Annotated in this window: 22 protein-coding genes; 8 read left to right on the top strand and 14 right to left on the bottom strand. The window is 47.3% G+C overall.

Annotated features, from left to right (window positions below; translation table 11 throughout):
- Positions 1 to 35 precede the first annotated feature (35 nt).
- The 8 genes from C943_RS02695 to C943_RS02660 all read right to left on the bottom strand — a co-directional run bounded on the left by C943_RS02695 (position 36) and on the right by C943_RS02660 (position 6,832).
- Complete coding sequence (locus C943_RS02695) at positions 36 to 788, bottom strand: LytR/AlgR family response regulator transcription factor (RefSeq protein ID WP_008623912.1); 753 nt, start codon at positions 786 to 788, stop codon at positions 36 to 38.
- On the bottom strand, positions 769 to 1,845 hold the full coding sequence (locus tag C943_RS02690; RefSeq protein WP_008623911.1) for a sensor histidine kinase: 1,077 nt from the start codon (positions 1,843 to 1,845) through the stop codon (positions 769 to 771). Before C943_RS02690 ends, C943_RS02695 begins: the two co-directional genes overlap by 20 nt.
- Positions 1,846 to 1,872: 27 nt before the next feature.
- Positions 1,873 to 2,157, bottom strand: coding sequence for a hypothetical protein (locus tag C943_RS02685; protein ID WP_040478789.1), 285 nt, complete (start codon positions 2,155 to 2,157; stop codon positions 1,873 to 1,875).
- Positions 2,158 to 2,169: 12 nt separating this feature from the next.
- Positions 2,170 to 2,649: a DUF2306 domain-containing protein gene (locus C943_RS02680; RefSeq protein WP_008623909.1), complete on the bottom strand. Its 480-nt coding sequence runs from the start codon at positions 2,647 to 2,649 to the stop codon at positions 2,170 to 2,172.
- A 1-nt stretch (position 2,650) separates the two neighbouring features.
- Complete coding sequence (locus C943_RS02675; protein ID WP_008623908.1) at positions 2,651 to 3,223, bottom strand: hypothetical protein; 573 nt, start codon at positions 3,221 to 3,223, stop codon at positions 2,651 to 2,653.
- A 28-nt stretch (positions 3,224 to 3,251) separates the two neighbouring features.
- Positions 3,252 to 3,905, bottom strand: coding sequence for a hypothetical protein (locus C943_RS02670; protein ID WP_040478786.1), 654 nt, complete (start codon positions 3,903 to 3,905; stop codon positions 3,252 to 3,254).
- 12 nt (positions 3,906 to 3,917) lie between these two features.
- Complete coding sequence (locus C943_RS02665) at positions 3,918 to 6,068, bottom strand: TonB-dependent receptor (protein ID WP_008623906.1); 2,151 nt, start codon at positions 6,066 to 6,068, stop codon at positions 3,918 to 3,920.
- Positions 6,069 to 6,229: 161 nt separating this feature from the next.
- Positions 6,230 to 6,832 carry a trimeric intracellular cation channel family protein gene (locus C943_RS02660; protein WP_008623905.1) on the bottom strand — a complete coding sequence of 201 codons (603 nt, stop codon included), beginning with the start codon at positions 6,830 to 6,832 and terminating at the stop codon, positions 6,230 to 6,232.
- Between the two features lie 113 nt (positions 6,833 to 6,945).
- Here C943_RS02660 and C943_RS02655 point away from each other — a divergent pair, with 113 nt between their 5' ends.
- Positions 6,946 to 7,329 carry a hypothetical protein gene (locus C943_RS02655; protein ID WP_008623900.1) on the top strand — a complete coding sequence of 128 codons (384 nt, stop codon included), beginning with the start codon at positions 6,946 to 6,948 and terminating at the stop codon, positions 7,327 to 7,329.
- A 45-nt stretch (positions 7,330 to 7,374) separates the two neighbouring features.
- The gene (locus tag C943_RS02650) at positions 7,375 to 7,839 is read left to right on the top strand and encodes a hypothetical protein (protein WP_008623899.1); all 465 of its coding nucleotides are present in this window, start codon (positions 7,375 to 7,377) and stop codon (positions 7,837 to 7,839) included.
- Here C943_RS02650 and C943_RS02645 read toward each other — a convergent pair.
- The 5 genes from C943_RS02645 to C943_RS02625 form a co-directional block, all read right to left on the bottom strand.
- Complete coding sequence (locus C943_RS02645) at positions 7,836 to 8,498, bottom strand: phosphatidylserine decarboxylase family protein (protein ID WP_008623897.1); 663 nt, start codon at positions 8,496 to 8,498, stop codon at positions 7,836 to 7,838. The genes C943_RS02650 and C943_RS02645 overlap by 4 nt on opposite strands.
- A gap of 66 nt (positions 8,499 to 8,564) precedes the next feature.
- On the bottom strand, positions 8,565 to 9,842 hold the full coding sequence (locus C943_RS02640; protein WP_008623896.1) for a Glu/Leu/Phe/Val family dehydrogenase: 1,278 nt from the start codon (positions 9,840 to 9,842) through the stop codon (positions 8,565 to 8,567).
- A 71-nt stretch (positions 9,843 to 9,913) separates the two neighbouring features.
- On the bottom strand, positions 9,914 to 10,771 hold the full coding sequence (locus tag C943_RS02635; RefSeq protein ID WP_040478784.1) for a phosphatidate cytidylyltransferase: 858 nt from the start codon (positions 10,769 to 10,771) through the stop codon (positions 9,914 to 9,916).
- Positions 10,755 to 10,961, bottom strand: a complete 207-nt coding sequence (locus C943_RS02630; RefSeq protein WP_008623893.1) for a putative signal transducing protein — start codon at positions 10,959 to 10,961, stop codon at positions 10,755 to 10,757. The genes C943_RS02635 and C943_RS02630 overlap by 17 nt, the downstream gene beginning before the upstream one ends.
- A complete protein-coding gene (locus tag C943_RS02625; RefSeq protein ID WP_008623891.1) occupies positions 10,954 to 11,895 on the bottom strand; it encodes a CPBP family intramembrane glutamic endopeptidase in 942 nt (313 codons plus the stop codon). Before C943_RS02625 ends, C943_RS02630 begins: the two co-directional genes overlap by 8 nt.
- A 39-nt stretch (positions 11,896 to 11,934) precedes the next feature.
- Here C943_RS02625 and dusB point away from each other — a divergent pair, with 39 nt between their 5' ends.
- The 6 genes from dusB (at position 11,935) to C943_RS21240 (ending at position 16,738) form a co-directional block, all read left to right on the top strand.
- Positions 11,935 to 12,924, top strand: a complete 990-nt coding sequence (gene dusB / locus C943_RS02620; RefSeq protein WP_008623890.1) for a tRNA dihydrouridine synthase DusB — start codon at positions 11,935 to 11,937, stop codon at positions 12,922 to 12,924.
- Between the two features lie 66 nt (positions 12,925 to 12,990).
- Positions 12,991 to 13,890, top strand: coding sequence for a DMT family transporter (locus C943_RS02615; protein WP_008623889.1), 900 nt, complete (start codon positions 12,991 to 12,993; stop codon positions 13,888 to 13,890).
- Positions 13,891 to 13,939: 49 nt separating this feature from the next.
- Positions 13,940 to 14,302 carry a hypothetical protein gene (locus C943_RS02610; protein WP_008623888.1) on the top strand — a complete coding sequence of 121 codons (363 nt, stop codon included), beginning with the start codon at positions 13,940 to 13,942 and terminating at the stop codon, positions 14,300 to 14,302.
- A gap of 18 nt (positions 14,303 to 14,320) precedes the next feature.
- Entirely contained in the window at positions 14,321 to 15,082 is a 762-nt protein-coding gene (locus C943_RS02605; RefSeq protein ID WP_008623887.1) for an alpha/beta fold hydrolase, read from the top strand.
- A 220-nt stretch (positions 15,083 to 15,302) separates the two neighbouring features.
- Positions 15,303 to 15,878, top strand: coding sequence for a hypothetical protein (locus C943_RS02600; RefSeq protein ID WP_008623885.1), 576 nt, complete (start codon positions 15,303 to 15,305; stop codon positions 15,876 to 15,878).
- 116 nt (positions 15,879 to 15,994) lie between these two features.
- Entirely contained in the window at positions 15,995 to 16,738 is a 744-nt protein-coding gene (locus C943_RS21240) for an energy transducer TonB (RefSeq protein WP_008623882.1), read from the top strand.
- 5 nt (positions 16,739 to 16,743) lie between these two features.
- Here C943_RS21240 and ftsY read toward each other — a convergent pair whose 3' ends face one another.
- On the bottom strand, positions 16,744 to 17,703 hold the full coding sequence (ftsY, locus tag C943_RS02590; protein WP_008623880.1) for a signal recognition particle-docking protein FtsY: 960 nt from the start codon (positions 17,701 to 17,703) through the stop codon (positions 16,744 to 16,746).
- Positions 17,704 to 17,756: the final 53 nt, after the last annotated feature.

Raw genomic sequence — 17,756 nt, 5'->3', positions numbered from 1 at the left:
AAGTCTGTGAATCGATCCTGAACCAGGACCTATCCTCACCCATCCAGCCACTCTTTCAATTCGGCGACCTTTTCCCGGCTTACCAAAATGTCGTTGTCGCTGCAATGGTGCAGTTTGATTTTCAGTCGGCTATTGGAGTAAGTATGGATTTCGGCGATCGCTTCGAATGAGGTGATGTACTTTCTGTTGAGGCGGAAAAAGCTCTTCGGATCGAGCGATTCTTGCAGCTGGTCGAGCGTAAAATCAAGAATGTAGCGCTTTCCGTCATTTGTCTGCAGAAAAGTAACCCGTTCTTCGCTGAAGAAAAACGCAACATCTGCTACTTGAATGCTCTGGATTTTTTCGCCAAACTTTACCAGAAACCTTGATTTGAATGATGCCGATTTTGGCTGGAGCAATTCACGCAATTGCTCCACTGGAAGTGTAGGCTGGATACGTTGCTGTTCAAACTTTCTGATGGCCGCGGCGAGTTCCTTTGGATTCAATGGCTTGAGGAGGTAGTCGACGGAGTTGAGTTTGAATGCCTTGATCGCAAATTGGTCGTAGGCCGTCGTAAAGATGATCGGACTCGTGACATGGACTCTGTTGAAAATCTCAAAACTATGCCCGTCAGCCAATTGGATATCACAGAAAATCAGGTCTGGGGCGGGATTTTTTTGGAACCAAGCCACTGCTGATGTTATACTGTCCAAATTCCCATGAATCCGGGAGTTTGGCATCAATTCCGATACCAACTGGGTCAGTCTTTTGGCTGCAGGGCTTTCGTCTTCAATGATCAGGATTTCCATTCAGTTTTAGCAGGGGTAACGTCACGATATACTCAGATTCGGTTTTTCGGATGGTTGGGGATTTATCACTGAGGAGTGCATATCTTTTGATGATGTTATCGAGTCCAATTCCTTTTTCAGAGTGTTCTTGGGAGATCTTTGGCTGTAGGACATTGCGCACAATCAAACTTTCATTTTCCTGTTGGATCATGATTTTCAGCGGTTTTTCGCGGCTGGCAATGTTGTGTTTAATGGCATTTTCGAGCAGGAGTTGTAGCGAAAGCGGTGGCAGGAAGAGGTTCTGGCTCTCCCTGACATCGATGAAATACTCGAGGCTGTTTTCGAAGCGGATTTTTTGTAGGCTCAGGTAATGTTCCGCGAAATCGAGTTCCCGTTTCAAGCTGACCAACTGCTCCTGCTGAACATCCAAAACATACCGATAGATTTTGGAGAGCTGCTGGATAAACTCCGCAGAGCGATCCGCGCTTTCGTAGACCAAATTCGAAAGAACGTTGAGGGAGTTGAACAGGAAATGTGGATTGAGCTGGTCCTTTAGGAATTGGTTTTGGCTGGCCAATTTTTCGGATTTGAGCTGTTCGGCTTCGATTGCCGCATTGCGCCATTCAAACAGCCAAGAACGTGAGATGAAAATCGTGATGATGATGAGCGCAATGATGGTTGGTGAAATCGTGTTGTTCAGCATCCGCGTCCAGCTGATGTTTTGGAGCGTAACCGCTTCCACAGTGATCAATACATACAACGTGACCAATACATAGCTCACAATGAATGAAAAGAGCATATAGGTCGTGGCTGTGAGCAAGAGTCGCTTTACCGGCTGCTCGATCCAGGATATCCGTTTGTCAAAATACTCTTCGACCTTGAAGCCCCCCATACTGAGGCTGGAGGACATTAAAAAGGAAAATACCCAATCAGGCCATATTTCTCTGATCCCAACGAGCGAAAACATTTCCTCTGGATAAGAAATCAACGTCAGACATGTAGCTATGCCGAAATTCATGACGATAAACCGCCTCAGGGAATAGAAGATGGTGGCCGAACCGAAGAAGCTCTTCTTCATGGAGATGCTATGTTTTTTGCGCGACGATCAATTGTCCTTCTTGGATTTCGATGCGAGGATCCCCCAACCTCCCGAACCTATCAGGAAGCCCAGTCCGTACCAAGCACCGGTATTGTTTTGCGCAAACATCACGGTATCGCTGTCAAAGAAGCTGACAATCAACGCGATCGGAGCGATGAGACCGTGTAGTATTCCCCAGAGGAACCCGTAGGTCTGTCCTTCGAGACAGGGATCGATAGGTTCAGGAGATGCGCAGCCACTCATTATGAAAAGAATGAGGGATAGAAAGAACAATGGTGTGTATCTTTTCATCGGTTTCGGGTTTTATCTTACCAATATTAAGAATTCATTTCTCCATTTTTTCTTTTTCAATCCGAAAATGAATCCACCAACGCCCATGATTGCTGCTGTGGCTATGCCTACCATTCCAAAGAAAGGCGTCTCGGGTACTCTTGTGAGCATTTCACTTGCAAAAGCGGCATACAGGCCCATTACCGACCAATACATCCAGCTGAAGTGATAGTAGATGCTTTCGGGCTTTCTGTTTTTCCGCAATACGGGCCACATGCCTAGCGCTAGGGTGACCGAACTGACCACGGCCATGTAATGAAAGATGCCCCATTTTCCCCAAAGGTGGTAAATGCCGAAAGCAGTAGCAAGCATTACGGACATTGCCAACACATATGCATAACCTACCTTGACGTGGGTTTGGGTACCCTTCTTTTGGAAGAGTACCCAGGTGCCTGTTAGAAGCGCGGCGATTGCCGCAATCACGTGTACCAATCCTAGATCACTGTGTATCATATTATTTCCCTGATTTCTTTCTAGATAAATTATACCTCAATCCCATGGTGGTGAAGAATCCATTGTGGAAGAATGGATTTCCTTGAACCAAATCCGCCCGAGCCCGAGTAGGCGCCACGCCGACTTCTAAAAAGTAATGAAATCCTTGCGAAGCGTAAAATTCAGTGCCAAATGATCCATAACCACTCAAGACAAAAGATTCAGAAGAGAAGTTTCCCGAAGGCAATAAACCCATCAATCCTCCCTCTCCATAAATCCGGATGTTTTGGGTGACCCAGCCGCCATACCCAGCCAGACCCAGGGCGATATTCTGGTAGCCGGACCATTCGTATTGTCCTTGCCTGAGGTGTTCATGAAACACCAAGTTGGTTTTGAGGCGAAGCACTGCACCATTGTTCCAAAACGAAGGGCTGCTTACCTGCACTCCAAATCCAAAATCCTGCTGGAACTGGTTGATTTGAAATCCTATGGCCATTCCACTGTTTACGGGTGGCTTTTGCTGGGCATTGGAGGTTGCGGTAATCATCGAAAGCACCAGCAGAACGGTCATTTTCAAATAGATTGCGCGTATCATCGTTAGTTGTGGTTTGGAATCGAGTCGGTTATTTACATATCTGTTTCATTTCCTCGGCCATACTCTTTCCCCACCTGGGTTCGATGCTTCCTTCTACCTTGGATGCTTCTTCTTTGGCGAAAAGCTCCAAGCTCGAGTTTAGTAGGCCGCAGGCTTTTTCGGGGCCTTGGCCAAAAAACTGGGCCATCCCATATTCCATTTGCGCCATCATTACAATCGCACGTGGGTTTTGGCGATTGAGGGAAATGGCCTTCCCGAAAAGCTGCATGGCTTCTCCCGAAAGATGTTGACCCCGAGACTGTGGGTCTGCCGCCAACTCGCCCATGGTAATGAAACCTTGTACAGCCACGATTTCAGAGTTATTGGGGGAGATGGCATCTGCTTTTTGGATGTGTTTTTTGGCCTGCGCATAGAATTCGTCCTTTTCGGCCAAGGATCCTTGTGAGCGGAAACCCATGTTGGCATAGGTCAGTGCGGCATAGTAATCAGGCAGCCATTCCGAGGTGTTCATTTCGGCGATTCTGGCAAAAGCATTGGCGGATTTTTTCAAATCCTCGACACTTGCGGCAGAGCGCATGTTTGTAAGTGCTTTCTGCATGGCTTGGACATAAGCGTCGTTCGAAGCCACTATTGATACCATGGAAGCTAGGAGAAAAGCGATGGTTAGGATTGAATTTTTCATGAGTTTTGTGATTTATAAGTTGTTTAAGTTATTCGCTGTTTTGTCTTTTGAAAGAGTGAGGAAAATGCCCAAGAAAATGAATCTAGGTGCCGTCTGCCTGATCGGAAGGCTTTCGTAGACACCATTTTCGTTCGGGATCGGGCTAAACTGATAGCCAAATATGTTGTCCCTACCGAGCACATTGGAGCAGGCAAGGTGAATGATCAGATTGGGCTTGGGCAGGTAACTCCAGCTGATACTCAAGTCCTGAAATGAAGGTGTCTTCGCGTTCATTTCCCCAGGTAAGTTGGGATTGGTGTAGGCATAGCCATCATTGAAGGCAAAGGAAGCCCCAAGTTGGGATTTCAGTTTTGGGACAAAATGCTTGACCACCACTGAGGCATTGTGTCTTGGCGCAAAGCCAGGTTGTACCATTTGGGTAAAGTTGGCAAAGATCCTTTTGCTGTCCACAAAGCTGTAGGTAACCCAGAAATCGGTGTTTTTGAAGCTTTTCCGATCCCTGTAAAACAGGTCGAATCCTTTGGCAAATCCTTCACCGTTTTGCTCAATGTCCCGGTACAGGAATCGCTCTCCTTGGTAGGTCAGGAGATTGACATAGTCTTTGTAAAACGCCTCTGCCCGGATCGTCCTGCCGTTTTTGTCCAGGAAATAGTTGAGTAAAAGATGGGATGCGCGGGTGTTGCTGCTTTCTGGTGCGACAACTCTGAGCGTTTCGACGACAGGCTGGCTGAATTTTCCCGCGGCAATCGAAACCTGTCCTTCGTGCTTGAACTTGTAGGCCAGTGAAAACCTCGGATCCACCCATGACTGCCCAGTGAGGCTGGTGTGTGCCACTCTTAAGCCTGCCCGCATGATGAGGCTGTTGCTGAAGTAGTAGTCGGCTTCGGAGAAAACGTTTACCTGCGCATCGCTGTATTCACGCTCAAGGCCCTCGGACTTCAGTGACTCCCTGTAGGAAAACTGAAAAACCTCCGTGCCTGTCTTGAGGGAAAACCTGTCTGAAAAACCCTTCACCGCAGCGACTTTTCCGTGAACGATTTGGTTGGTATTCTTGATTTCGAAAGGAGCCACATTGTATTCATCCACGTTGTAGGAAAATGCGAGCCCGCCGTACATCGACCAGTCGTTTGCAAGCGTCTGCTTGAAGGAGCCCTGTCCAAAACTGTAGTGGTTGCGCAGGTCCACCAATTGACCCCTCCCTTCCTGTCCAGGTACTTTTTGCCAGATTTTCATGCCGCCGGATTCTGTATGGAAGAAACCCTTGGCCATACCGTTTTTGCCTATTTTTTGCCTCAGGGAAACCTGCCCATCGACTCCAAAAGGTCCGCGTTCCCAGTCGAAATTTTGTTTAACGATGTGTTGGTAGGGATTTAGGTCAAAGTAATTGGCCGTGGCGGTGAGGCTGTTGTTTTTTCCTACCAAAGTCTGGGAGTATCCCAATCCCACGGACATCAGGCTCAAGTCACCTTGTGTGCGTGCAGGAATATCGACGGAGTTCAAGGCCAATGCCGAGGACATGGCGTTTCCAAATTCCGCCGAGTAGCCTCCTGTGCTGAAGAATGAGCCTTTGAAGAGGTTGGGGTTAAATCGCGTACGGGTTGGCACGTTGGATGCGGTAGTCCCAAAGGCATTGCCGACCATCAGTCCGTCGATGAAGATGGCAGTCTCGCTCGCATCCCCTCCGCGTACAAAAAGACGCCCGTCGTTGCCGACATTGGATGTCCCCGGCAATGTTTGGAAGGCTCCGATGATATCACCCATGGCGGAAGGCACTGTGACAATATCAAGCGGGCGAAGCACTACGGCCCGTTTTTCATCGGAAGCCTCCATGGCACCTGCCGTAATGGTGACCGCCGACATCTCGTTGATCGTCTCCCGCAGTGTGGGGGAAAGCTGGATTTCCCCTCCATTCAATTCCACCTCCTCCTCTTGCGTCTTGAAACCCATGTATTGAAATACGATTACCTGTTTGCCTGTCTCTGTGGTTTCGAGCAGGTAGCTTCCGTCCAGTTCGGAGGTGGTGCCGTCGTAAGTCCCCTTGATGTAGATATTGACTCCAGGGATGCTTTCGCCTTTGCTGTCTTTGACAATGCCCTTGATCGCGGTCTGTCCGCTGACCGCTTGGACGAAAAAGAAGAAACTGAGGGTCAAAAGGAATTTCATGGCTCAATGATTTGAACCAAAATTGAATTGGATTCCAATCCCAAAAAATCAAACCTGACTGAAGTGTCGGATTTGGTGACTGAAGTGTGATTTAAGGTAGACTGACTTTTTCAATCTCGGGAGAGATCGGACAAAGACAAATCGCCAAAGGCAAGGGAACCTCAATCCAGCCTCGGCAGACTCAATTTGTACCTTACTGCTATCAAGCGGATACTGATGATCACCGAGATGGAGATCAGCAAGTTGATGTCCCTTTGTAGGCCGAAGTAGTTTAGTATCAAATACAGGATTGCACCGGCGAGGCAAGCGGATGCATAGATTTCCTTTCGGAACAAAATGGGGATTTCATTGACCAATGTATCCCGAATCACCCCGCCCATCACTGCGGAGAACATGCCCATGATGGCGGCGATTTCCGGTCTGAATCCGAGGCTCAGGGATTTTTCTACACCCAGGACCGTAAAAAAGGCAATCCCCAAGGTGTCAAACAGAAACATCGTCTTGCGCAGTCTGGAAAGGATTTTGGGAAAAACAAATGCCGCCAAAACACCCAATAGAATGGCATATAAGAAATGGATATCCCCGATCCAAACCAAAGGATGCGAATCCAAGAGCAAGTCTCTTAGCGTACCGCCACCAATTGCGGTAACGAAGCCCGTGAAGCCCGCGCCAAACACGTCGTGTTCCTTGTCCCTGACTGCCAAGGCCCCTGAAATCGCAAAAACGAAGGTTCCCAAAAGTTCAAGCGGGTATTGCAGGTCCATAAAACATTCGAATCATATCCGACAACAATTTAAGGCTTTTGGCCGAAGCGCTTTCGATTTTTTGAAATTGGGAAAGGATTCTCTATCTTATTTGTGCCAACCTGAAATAACTGATGAAAGAACGTCTGAATACATCCATCCATGCGATTTCGCTGATTATGGTAGCCGCAGGACTTGCCTGGGTAGTCTGGTCCAGCCAAACTGGCATGCATGAAATGCTGACCTACCTGATCCTACTATTGATAGGGGCGGAGATCCTTAGTCTTTATTTGATCAAAAACATCTATCCCGAAAGTCATACGACCTTCAAAGTCGGCATTATCGCGGCTTTGGTCATCCTAATAGGTGTCAAGACCATGATGCCAAGTCTGTTCACGCCTTTGACGTTGACCGTTTTTGCAGTTAATTACCTGTACAATTTTTACACCGATACCAAGAGGCGTAAGGGAACACTCAAGAAGAAGATACAGGTCAAAGCCAAGCCACGCGGGCGCTAGCTATCGGCACAGGATTTGTTAATTCAAGGGAAAATTGAATTTCTCATGAGAAAAATCCTGCTTGTCTGTTTAGCTTTTCTTTTAGTTTCAGAATCATTTGCCCAAGAAAAACTCAAAAAACTGGTTGAGGAACGGGAGTCGCTGCACCAAGCGTGGAAAGTCTCGGAATCCAAGAAAACGGGGATTTTTGGGAATCGAACGAAGAAAGACATGGTCGAAACCCATGGTTGGATGGAGCGCATCATTGACAAGGACAACCTTATCATGGAGGAATTGAAGCTGCTTCGGGATATAGAGAAAACCGAAATTACCTACGAAAAGAACGATTACAAATTCATCTCCCAAAAGCAGGAACGAGAGATAGCCACATTGAAAAAAGTCCTTGCTGAAAAGGACCTTGAAATGCAGGAAAAGCAAAAGTCCACCCGCACTTACGAGTGGACCACATTGATATTTTTTGTCAGTACGCTGTTGTTGGGGTTTGCTTACAGCAGAAAGCGAAGGTCCTAGCTTTTCAACCTTGCGATCGGTGTCCTGCCTCCTTTGGTCTTTTCATCGAGGCTTACCAACACTTCTGCATCCAAAGGAAGGAAAATATCTACTCGGGAACCAAACTTGATGAAGCCAAATTCTCCGCCCTGTGGCAACGGGGAACCTTCCTTCACATACCATTTGATTCGGCGGGCTAGGGCTCCGGCGATTTGACGGACGAGGAGTTTGGTGCCATTTTGATGGCGGACGACCATGGTGGTACGTTCGTTTTCGGTACTGGACTTGGGGTGCCAGGCGACAAGGTATTTGCCCGGATGATACTTGAAAAACTCAACGACCCCCGCGATCGGCGAACGGTTGACGTGGACATTGAAAGGTGACATGAAAATCGAAACCTGCTTTCTTTTTTCTTTGAGATACTCGGTTTCCTCGGTTTCTTCGATTACTACAACCTTTCCGTCTGCAGGAGCAAAAACAAGGTTATCTTCTTTTGGCAGTGCAACAAACGGATTCCTGAAAAACTGGAGGATCAGCAAATAAATAATCACAGAAACCAACAAGGCTACATTTTGAAGGGTTTCCATTTCAGGCAGCAGTTGGACAAGTGCGACATTGACGGCTACCAATACCAACAAAAGCCAAAACAATAATTTTCTTCCTTCCTTGTGGATACTCATGGTCTTAAAATTAATTGGGGCGTGAAAGCTGATTCCACGCCCCAAAGATAAGAAAGTTTCGTTTTTTTAGAACCCTCCCCTGAAGGTGTAGGTTTTTGCCACCTTGTCTATTGCAACGATATAGGCTGCAATACGCATAGGCACATCGTATTTCACTGCTGCTTGGTAAACATGGTCAAACGCATCTTTCATGATCCTGTCGGATCTTCTGTTGACACGTTCGGCGGTCCATTTATAGCCAAGGCGATTCTGAACCCATTCGAAATAGGAAACAGTCACGCCGCCGGCATTGGCCAAGATATCCGGTACGGCCATGATGCCTTTCTCATTCAAGATGGCGTCCGCCTTGGCGGATGTTGGACCGTTGGCTCCCTCCACGATCAATTTTGCTTTGATCTTATCGGCATTGCCGATGGTGATAACGTCCTCAACCGCAGCGGGTACGAGTACATCCACCTCAAGTTCCAACAGTTCCATCGGGTTGCTTAGTTTTTCCGCTCCTTGATAACCTTCCAAGGTTCCTTTGTTACCGTCACGGTATGCGATGGCTTCTTGGATATTGATACCATTTGAATTGTAGTAGGCACCGGAAATATCAGAGATCGAGACCACTTTCAAGCCACGTTCCTCCAGTAATTGTGCAGCCCATGAACCTACGTTGCCGAAACCCTGTACGGCGCAGGTAGCTTGGAATGGGTTTATTTTCAATTTTTGCATCGCTGCCAAGGCCGTTACCATTACGCCCCGTCCCGTTGCTTCGGTTCTTCCTAAGGATCCACCCAATACGAGTGGCTTGCCGGTCACTACCGCGTTGACGGTCATGCCGTGGGCTTTGGAGTATTCGTCCATCAACCAAGCCATTTCTCTTGGTCCCGTGCCCATATCCGGTGCAGGGATATCCTTGTCTGGGCCGAAAACATCGATCATCGCAAGTGTATACGCCCTGACCAACCGCTCGATTTCTCCCGCTGACATCTCACGTGGATTGCAGCGCACGCCACCTTTTCCGCCCCCATATGGTATATCCACCACCGCACATTTCCAAGTCATCCATGCAGCCAACGCCCTCACCTCATCCAAATGCACGTCCGGCGCAAACCGAATGCCGCCTTTTGCGGGGCCAAGGATATTGGAGTGGATCACTCTGATTCCCTCAAAAACCTTGATCTTCCCATTGTCCATGGTGATCGGAAGGGAGACGATAACCTGTTTGGCGGGGTTTTTTAGCACGTTGTAAACCTCTTCTGACAGGCCAAGTTTTTGTGCTGCGAGATTGAATCTTTCCATCATAGACTCCAAAGGATTCTCTTTATCCTTGATCGGAGCCGGTTCAATGTAAGCCATATTGGGTTTGTTTAGTTGACTTTGAAATTTGGTACAATATTAAGGAGATTTTTAATATGCCTTGGGTTGCATTAGAAGATTTTCAAAAAGGCGGCGATAAAGGGCGCCGAAAGTAACAATCCGTCAAATCGGTCCATGAATCCCCCGTGTCCCGGAAGGGTTTTTCCCGAATCTTTTATCTCGATACTCCGCTTGAAAAGCGACTCAATCAGGTCACCGTATGTCCCAGCGATGATGATGATAGCGGCGATGCAGAGCCATTGCCATTCTTGGAGGGAATTGAAATATTTCGACAATACATATGCCACGAGCAATGCCGATGCCGCCCCGCCCAAAAATCCTTCCCATGATTTCTTGGGAGATACCCGCTCGAAGAGTTTGGTCTTGCCAAACTTCGTCCCCGCAAAATAGGCTCCAGAATCCGAGGCCCAAAGAATGAAAAGGGAACCAATAATCACCTCATAATGGAATGAGCCATCCACGGAAAATGCCGCCACATTCAACAACGCGAAAGGAACCGCCACATAGAAAATCCCCAAAAAGGTGAACGCAATTCCAGTAAATGGTTTCTTGTCGGATTTCCGGTAAAGTTTGATGAAAAACACCAGGGAGGCCAATGGAAAGATCAGGAAATAGAATTCGTCATCCAAAAGCCCCATACCCGTGGCAAATGAAATCGTAAAAATGATGATCCCCAGAAATGTCCCGTAGCTTTTGAGCGGAAGCATGCCGTCCAATCCCGAAAGCTTATAGAATTCCATTTGGGAAAAAGCCTGGATCAATCCGAAAATCAAAAAATACAGCCAAGGACTTATGATGGACCCGGAAATGATAATGGCGGCACCAATAATGGCCGTGATCACCCGTTGGGCAAGGTTACTATAGCTATTTATGTTGAACCGGTCACGTATCCTAAAAGGTGATCTCATTCTTTACAATATTTATTGCCTTAAGAAATTCATTTTTTGGCACTAATACCTCATATGCCCCATGCAATTTGTATACTGATTCTTGTTTGTTTAGCACAACTGCTGGAATGTCGTTTTCTTCCAAGATCGCCTTCACGATTTCCACCCTCACAGGGGAACTATCTTTGAAAACAGGCTGCCAGTTATCCATCTATCGGTCGGATTGCCATTTTTTCCTTGAAAAACCTCAACGCGACCAGCAGAACTCCAAGACCAAGCAGCGCAAGCGGCAGCGAAACCTGTTCGGTTTCCTCAATATTGAATTCCACTTTTCCCAGACCATTCAGGTAGATCATCACGACCGTAAACGAATTGTTGAGGATATGAGCGACAATCGGGTACGTTAGACTGCCCGAATAGTGGTATAGATACCCAAACACAGCGCCCAAAAACATCCTTGGCAAGAAGCCATAAAACTGCAAGTGGATGGCTGAGAAAATAAACGCTGCCAACCAAATCCCTACATGTGGATTGCCAATGTAGAACTGGAGTTTGGGTTGAAGGACGCCGCGGAATAGTACCTCTTCGCCTATTCCCGCTAGGATTCCGATGACCAACAGTCCCATGAGGAATTCCCCCGTATTCTGGAAATCCGTCAGGAACTTCGTCATCGCCATGAGTTCGTCTTCGCTCTCACGCGCAAATTTTTCGAACGCCGACAGGAATTCTGGGAATTTTACATGGGCGTTCCAGTCAATCAGCAGCGCATTGAAGAGTACGGCACCGAGCATGATGACTACCGTTATGGCGATTCCCATGAACTTAAACCGGTCCAGTTGTTGTTGACGGTCCATGTCCGCTTTGTCAATCCATTTGGCGATGATGTAGGCCGCTGCCAAGAAGCCCAATCCTCCGCCAAAACCTTGGATAAACAAAAACGCCATCCGTGCATGGGGAGAAGTGGACTTTAATGTCAAGAGTGCGGGAAGTTCATCCAAGGGGATTGCGAAGAGTGGTGGGATGAGAAGGACCGCTATTCCTTGGAGCAACAAAAGTGTTCCAATCGTGACCAACACTATCACAAACAGGGATAAAAGCCAATTGCTTCTGTTTGCGATAGGGCTTTGGGTTTTATAAATCTCCATAATTGCGGTAAATTTACAGGAAAATTCAAATTAGGAAGAGTGGCAAAGATAGGAAACTTGGATTTGGGGGAATTCCCCTTGCTATTGGCACCGATGGAGGATGTAAGTGATCCGCCGTTCCGAGCCGTTTGCAAGGAAAACGGGGCTGATTTGATGTTCACCGAGTTTATCAGCTCTGAGGGCTTGATTCGTGATGCCGCGAAATCCGTACAGAAGCTCGATATCTTCGAGTACGAACGGCCGATCGGCATCCAAATTTTCGGTGCGGAAATCGAGTCCATGCGTGAAGCCGCTGCGATCGCGGAGGCTGCAGGACCGGATATTTTGGACATCAACTATGGCTGCCCGGTCCACAAAGTGGCCTGCAAAGGTGCTGGAGCCGGTATTCTTTTGGATATAGACAAAATGGTATCCATGACAGCTGAGATTGTGAAGCGAGTCAATATTCCCGTCACCGTCAAGACCCGTCTGGGCTGGTCGCATGACACCATCCGGATCGTCGAGGTGGCAGAAAGGCTGCAGGATGTCGGCATCCAAGCGATCAGCATCCATGCCCGTACGCGTCAGCAGATGTACAAGGGTGAGGCTGATTGGTCTTACCTGATCAAGGTGAAGGAGAATCCAAGGCTGAAAATCCCTGTTTTCGGTAACGGTGATATCGATACGCCAGAAAAGGCGAAGGAGTATCGGGAAAAATACCCCGTGGACGGCATGATGATCGGTCGTGCCAGCATCGGCCACCCATGGATATTCAACGAGATCAAACATTATTTCGAAACGGGGGAAAAACTACCCGGCCCCGACTTGGAAGAAAGGATCAAAGTTGCCAAAAAGCACCTTGATTTTTCTGTCAAATGGAAAGGCGAAAAACAAGGCATTCTCGAGATGAGAAGGCACTATACCAATTACTTCAGGAATATGCCCAACTTCAAAAACTACCGTACCCAAATGGTCACTGCGGAATCGTATGCTGAGGTTTCAGCCGTTTTGGAAGAGGTCGGTGAGGTGTATGCTGATTATACATTTTGATTTATTTTGTGCTGAGTTTTACCTCAACCACCCAATTAACATCTCTTCTTTCTTTGCCTTGACTCCATGACCAAAGACATCCAAGCAGAAGGCGCCCTTAAGGCTTGGGGCTTTCTGATTATCTTAGCCTTGATTTGGGGGAGTTCGTTCATCTTGATCAAGAGAGGGCTTGAGGTATTTTCTCCCGGAGAATTAGGAGCGTTCAGGATTGTTGCCGCGGGGATGGTTCTGCTACCGTTGTCGCTGCCAAGGCTGAAAGGATTGAACAGCAGGCAAGTTAAGAACCTGATAACCGTTGGGCTAATGGGAAGTTTCATTCCTGCCTTTCTTTTTGCCAAGGCGCAAACCCAACTCAGCAGTTCGCTGACCGGGGTTTTCAACGCCATGACGCCACTGTTTGTAGTCATTATTGGAGCGCTGTTTTTCCATTCAAAAATCACAAAAAGGAATGGCATTGGCTTGGGGATCGCCTTTGTGGGTGTTGTCTTGTTGTTGATGGTAAAAGAGGGAAAGGCTTTTGGTGATTTTTCGGATATCAACTCCTATGCGTTTTTCGTGATTTTGGCTTGTATATGCTATGGATTCAACCTCAATATCATCAAGTACCGCTTTGTGGAGCTCAAACCCGTCGCGATTACGGCGATTTCGCTGCTGATGGTCTTGCCGATGGCGTTGATCTATTTGTTTGCATTTACACAGTTTTCATTTAAGCTGCTGCATGTCGAAGGCGCCTACCAGGCTGCAGGATATGTCGCGTTGCTGGGCGTGATGGGAACGGCCCTTGCTTTGATACTTTTCAATATCATGGTCAAAGTGGCGACACCGGTTTTTGCCAGCTCCGTTACTTATTTGATACCGATCGTGGCGATCATGTGGGGGCTGTTGGATGGCGAGGTGCTGTTGGCCGGGCATTACATCGGGATCGTGGCCGTCATCGTCGGTGTTTGGGTCGGCAACAGGAAATGATTTGCACGCAGCTTTGTTTATATTTGATCCAACCTAATTTCAAAAACATATGAAAAGATCCTTTCTCTTTTTCCTGCTTCCCATCGTGGCCTTGTTGATTTCTGCTAATGTCAAACTCGCCGAGAATGTCACCGGAACTTGGCAGATGGAAGTCCAAACGGACATGGGAAGTGGTTCTCCGACTTTTGTTTTGAAACAGGATGAAAAAGGCGTCATCACTGGCACCTATTCCGGGCAGTTGGGAGAGACTCCCGTCAAGGGCACGCTCAAGGGAGACGTGATTCATATGGAATTTGATATCCAAGGAAACCTGATCGAATACGACGGTACTGTCGCAGGTGATACCATGAAGGGAAAAGTAAAATTGGGTTCTATTGCAGAGGGGACTTTCTCCGGGAAAAGGAAGCCTTAACAAATTACTGAAGTTTAAATGAAACTTAACTTTCGCAAATCCGGCACCGGTAAGCCGCTGATTATCCTCCACGGCTTGTTCGGTTCGGCGGATAACTGGTACAGCATTGCCAAAGAGCTGGAGAAGGATTATACCCTCTACCTGGTCGACCAACGCAACCATGGCGATTCTCCGCACAGCGCCGATTGGAACTATGATCTGATGGCTGAGGACCTGCTCGAATTGATGGACGACGAGGGGATTGCACAAGCATATCTGATGGGGCATTCGATGGGGGGAAAGACGGTGATGCATTATGCTTTGTCCCATCCAGATAGGGTCGAAAAACTGATCGTCGCCGATATCGCTCCCAGGTATTACCCCCTGCACCATCAGGTGATTTTGGAGGGGCTCAATGCCATCCCGGTCAATGCCATCAAATCACGCAAAGAAGCCGATGACATCCTTGCGCAATACATCCGCAGCGTGGGCATCAGGCAATTTCTGCTCAAAAGCCTCGGACGAAATGATGCTGGAGGTTTTGAATGGAAGATCAATCTTCCGATCATCACGAAAAAAATCGAAATCGTCGGTCAGGCGATTGACGCTGACGAAGCTTTTCCAAAACCCACCTTGTTTATGGGTGGTGCAAACTCGGACTATATCCGGCCGGAAGACCAAGAATCCATTTTGCGTCTTTTTCCCAATAGCCAAACGATCTTTATCCCGAACGCAGGGCATTGGCTACATGCGGAGCAACCCGCTGCGGTGATCACTGAGGTGCGTGATTTTTTGGGTTAGGATAAGGCTTGGGTTTCATAGGAAAAGGATACTGGAATCTGTACAAATCTGATTTTCAGAGGCTTTATTTTTTCGAAAAATTCTTTTGAATAAACAATCTTTAGGATTGCAGGATTTGAACCAAAAAAGTTAATCTTTCTGCCGAAAAGTCATATTTAACGTGATTTTTTTTCCTATTTCATTATTTATTATCGGTTTTATTAGAAAATACATTTCCTCTATGAACTCCCAAAAACTACTTGCTGCACTTCTGTTTTTCCTGGTTACCAATTTGGCATTTGCCCAAGAGAAAAATACACCCATTCGTCTGTTGATCACGGGTGCTTTGGAATTGGGCGGCGATGCGGTGGCCACGGTCAATTTCACCAATGGAAACGACCAAAACGTCAACGCCGGACAGGGCATTTCGGTCGGTGTTGGAGGTGAGTTTGCACTTCCCGGCATGGACCAATTGCGTTTTAGAAGTACGGTCGGCATCAAATATGTCACTACCGCTGCCGACAATGCCCATATTCGCCTTACGAGGATTCCTTTCCATTTCACAGGGAATTATGTCATTGCAGACAAGTTCCGCATTGGGGCGGGATTGGTCATCCACAGCAACATCAAGTTCAATGCAGGTGGACTTGGAGACAATTTCGGATTCCAAACCGCCAGCGGGCCGATTTTTGAGTTTGCCTATAAGTCGATAGGTCTTTCTTATACCGTGATGACCTACACGGACGAGTTCAGAAACAGCTATGCTGCCAATGCCATCGGTCTTACGCTCTCCGGAGTGATTCCGGGGAGGAGGTAAGCCAAATATCTAAATTACCTGGGTCTTTCGCTGGAGACCCGGGTAAACATTTTTCTAGCGAATTGCAGTTGTGTTTGGAGTCCTTTTGGTATTTTTCGACAACTAATACTATCAAAATGAAGCAAATTTCAGCTACAATTTACTTTGTATTGATTTCCTTTTTTTCCTTCGCCCAATCCGTAACGTTCCTTAATCAATATCAACACCAGATATGGGACACGCAGAAATATCCTCCCACCTATTTTAGGATCGACAAAGTGGATAGTGCTAACCTCATCCAAAAGGTCTTTACTCTAGACAGTTTGTTGGTCCAAGAATCAGTCTCTCGGAAAAACGATGTTGGTAATTGGATTTTGGCGTCGGAGTCAAAATTTTTCGAGAACGGAGAAAAGGAATACGAATACACATTCGAACAAACTAATGGCGAAAAAAAGACGCTGTATTACCACGAAAATGGAGTCTTGTATTCATCAATCCTTAAAAATGGCGAAACCATAATTTCAGAAAGTTACTTTGACGAAGAAGGGACGCCGAGGGAAAAGCCGGTTGATGAGGATCCTTCGCCGCACGGCGGCCTAGAGGGGTGGTTTGGATATTTGTCTGACAACCTGAAGTACCCAAGGGAAGCACGCAGGAATGGTTTTGAAGGTGTCCTGATAATAGCTTTTGTTGTCAATGAGGAGGGAAAATTAGAAGAACTGAACGCAGTTAATCCTGAAGAGATACACCCATTGCTGTTGGAAGAGGGACTCCGTGTGGTGCAAGACTATCCATTTTTGTGGACACCCGGCAAACGGGATGGTAAGAATGTAAGGGTATTGATGAAGCTTCCATTGAAGTTCAGTCTTAGTGGAAGATAAACCTCTTACCCCTTTTTCTTAAACAAAGAATCCACAAACTCTTTCCGGTTAAAGAGCTGCAAGTCGGTCATTTTTTCACCAACACCAATATACTTGACGGGGATTTTGAATTGATCGGAAATACCGATGACTACGCCGCCCTTGGCCGTGCCGTCGAGTTTGGTGATGGCAAGTGCACTGACTTCAGTGGCGCGTGTGAATTCCTTGGCTTGGATAAAGGCATTTTGGCCCGTAGAGCCATCAAGCACAAGCAAAATCTCGTGTGGGGCATCGGGGATGAATTTCTGCATCACCTTTTTGATTTTGGTCAGCTCGTTCATCAGGTTGACCTTGGTGTGTAGTCTGCCTGCTGTATCCACGATCACGACATCAGCCTTGCTGTCCACGCCTTGTTTGACCGCATCAAAGGCAACCGAGGCCGGGTCTGTATTCATGCCGTGGGAGACCACGGGTACACCGACGCGTTGGCCCCAAAGGATCAATTGATCCACGGCTGCGGCCCTGAAAGTATCCGCTGCACCCAAGACGACGGATTTGCCTGCGAGCTTGAATTGGTGCGCCAACTTGCCGATGGTGGTGGTTTTTCCCACACCGTTGACACCGACGACCATGATCACATACGGTTTTTTATCCGCAGGCAGGTCAAAATCGGATGTATCGGAACTTCTATTTTCTTCCAACAAGAAGGCGATCTCTTCCCTCAAAATCACATCCAATTCGGCGGCGTTGAGGTATTTGTCACGGGCGACACGTTCTTCTATCCTGCGAATGACCTTGATGGTGGTATCTACTCCTACGTCCGCGGTGATGAGAATTTCTTCCAATTCGTCCAAGACCTCCTCGTCGACCTTGGATTTGCCCATGACGGCTTTGCTGAGTTTTGAAAAAATATTCTCAGAGGTTTTTTGAAGACCTTGGTCGAGACTTTCTTTTTTGTCTTTCGAAAAGAAACCGAAGATTCCCATGTGTTTCAAGGATTGTTTAAAAGTCCAATATAACAAAAAAGCCCCTTCAAAGA

It is taken from the genome of Mariniradius saccharolyticus AK6, assembly GCF_000330725.2.
GTDB classification, from domain to species: Bacteria; Bacteroidota; Bacteroidia; order Cytophagales; family Cyclobacteriaceae; genus Mariniradius; species Mariniradius saccharolyticus.
This window is presented reverse-complemented; position numbering and strand designations above follow the sequence as displayed.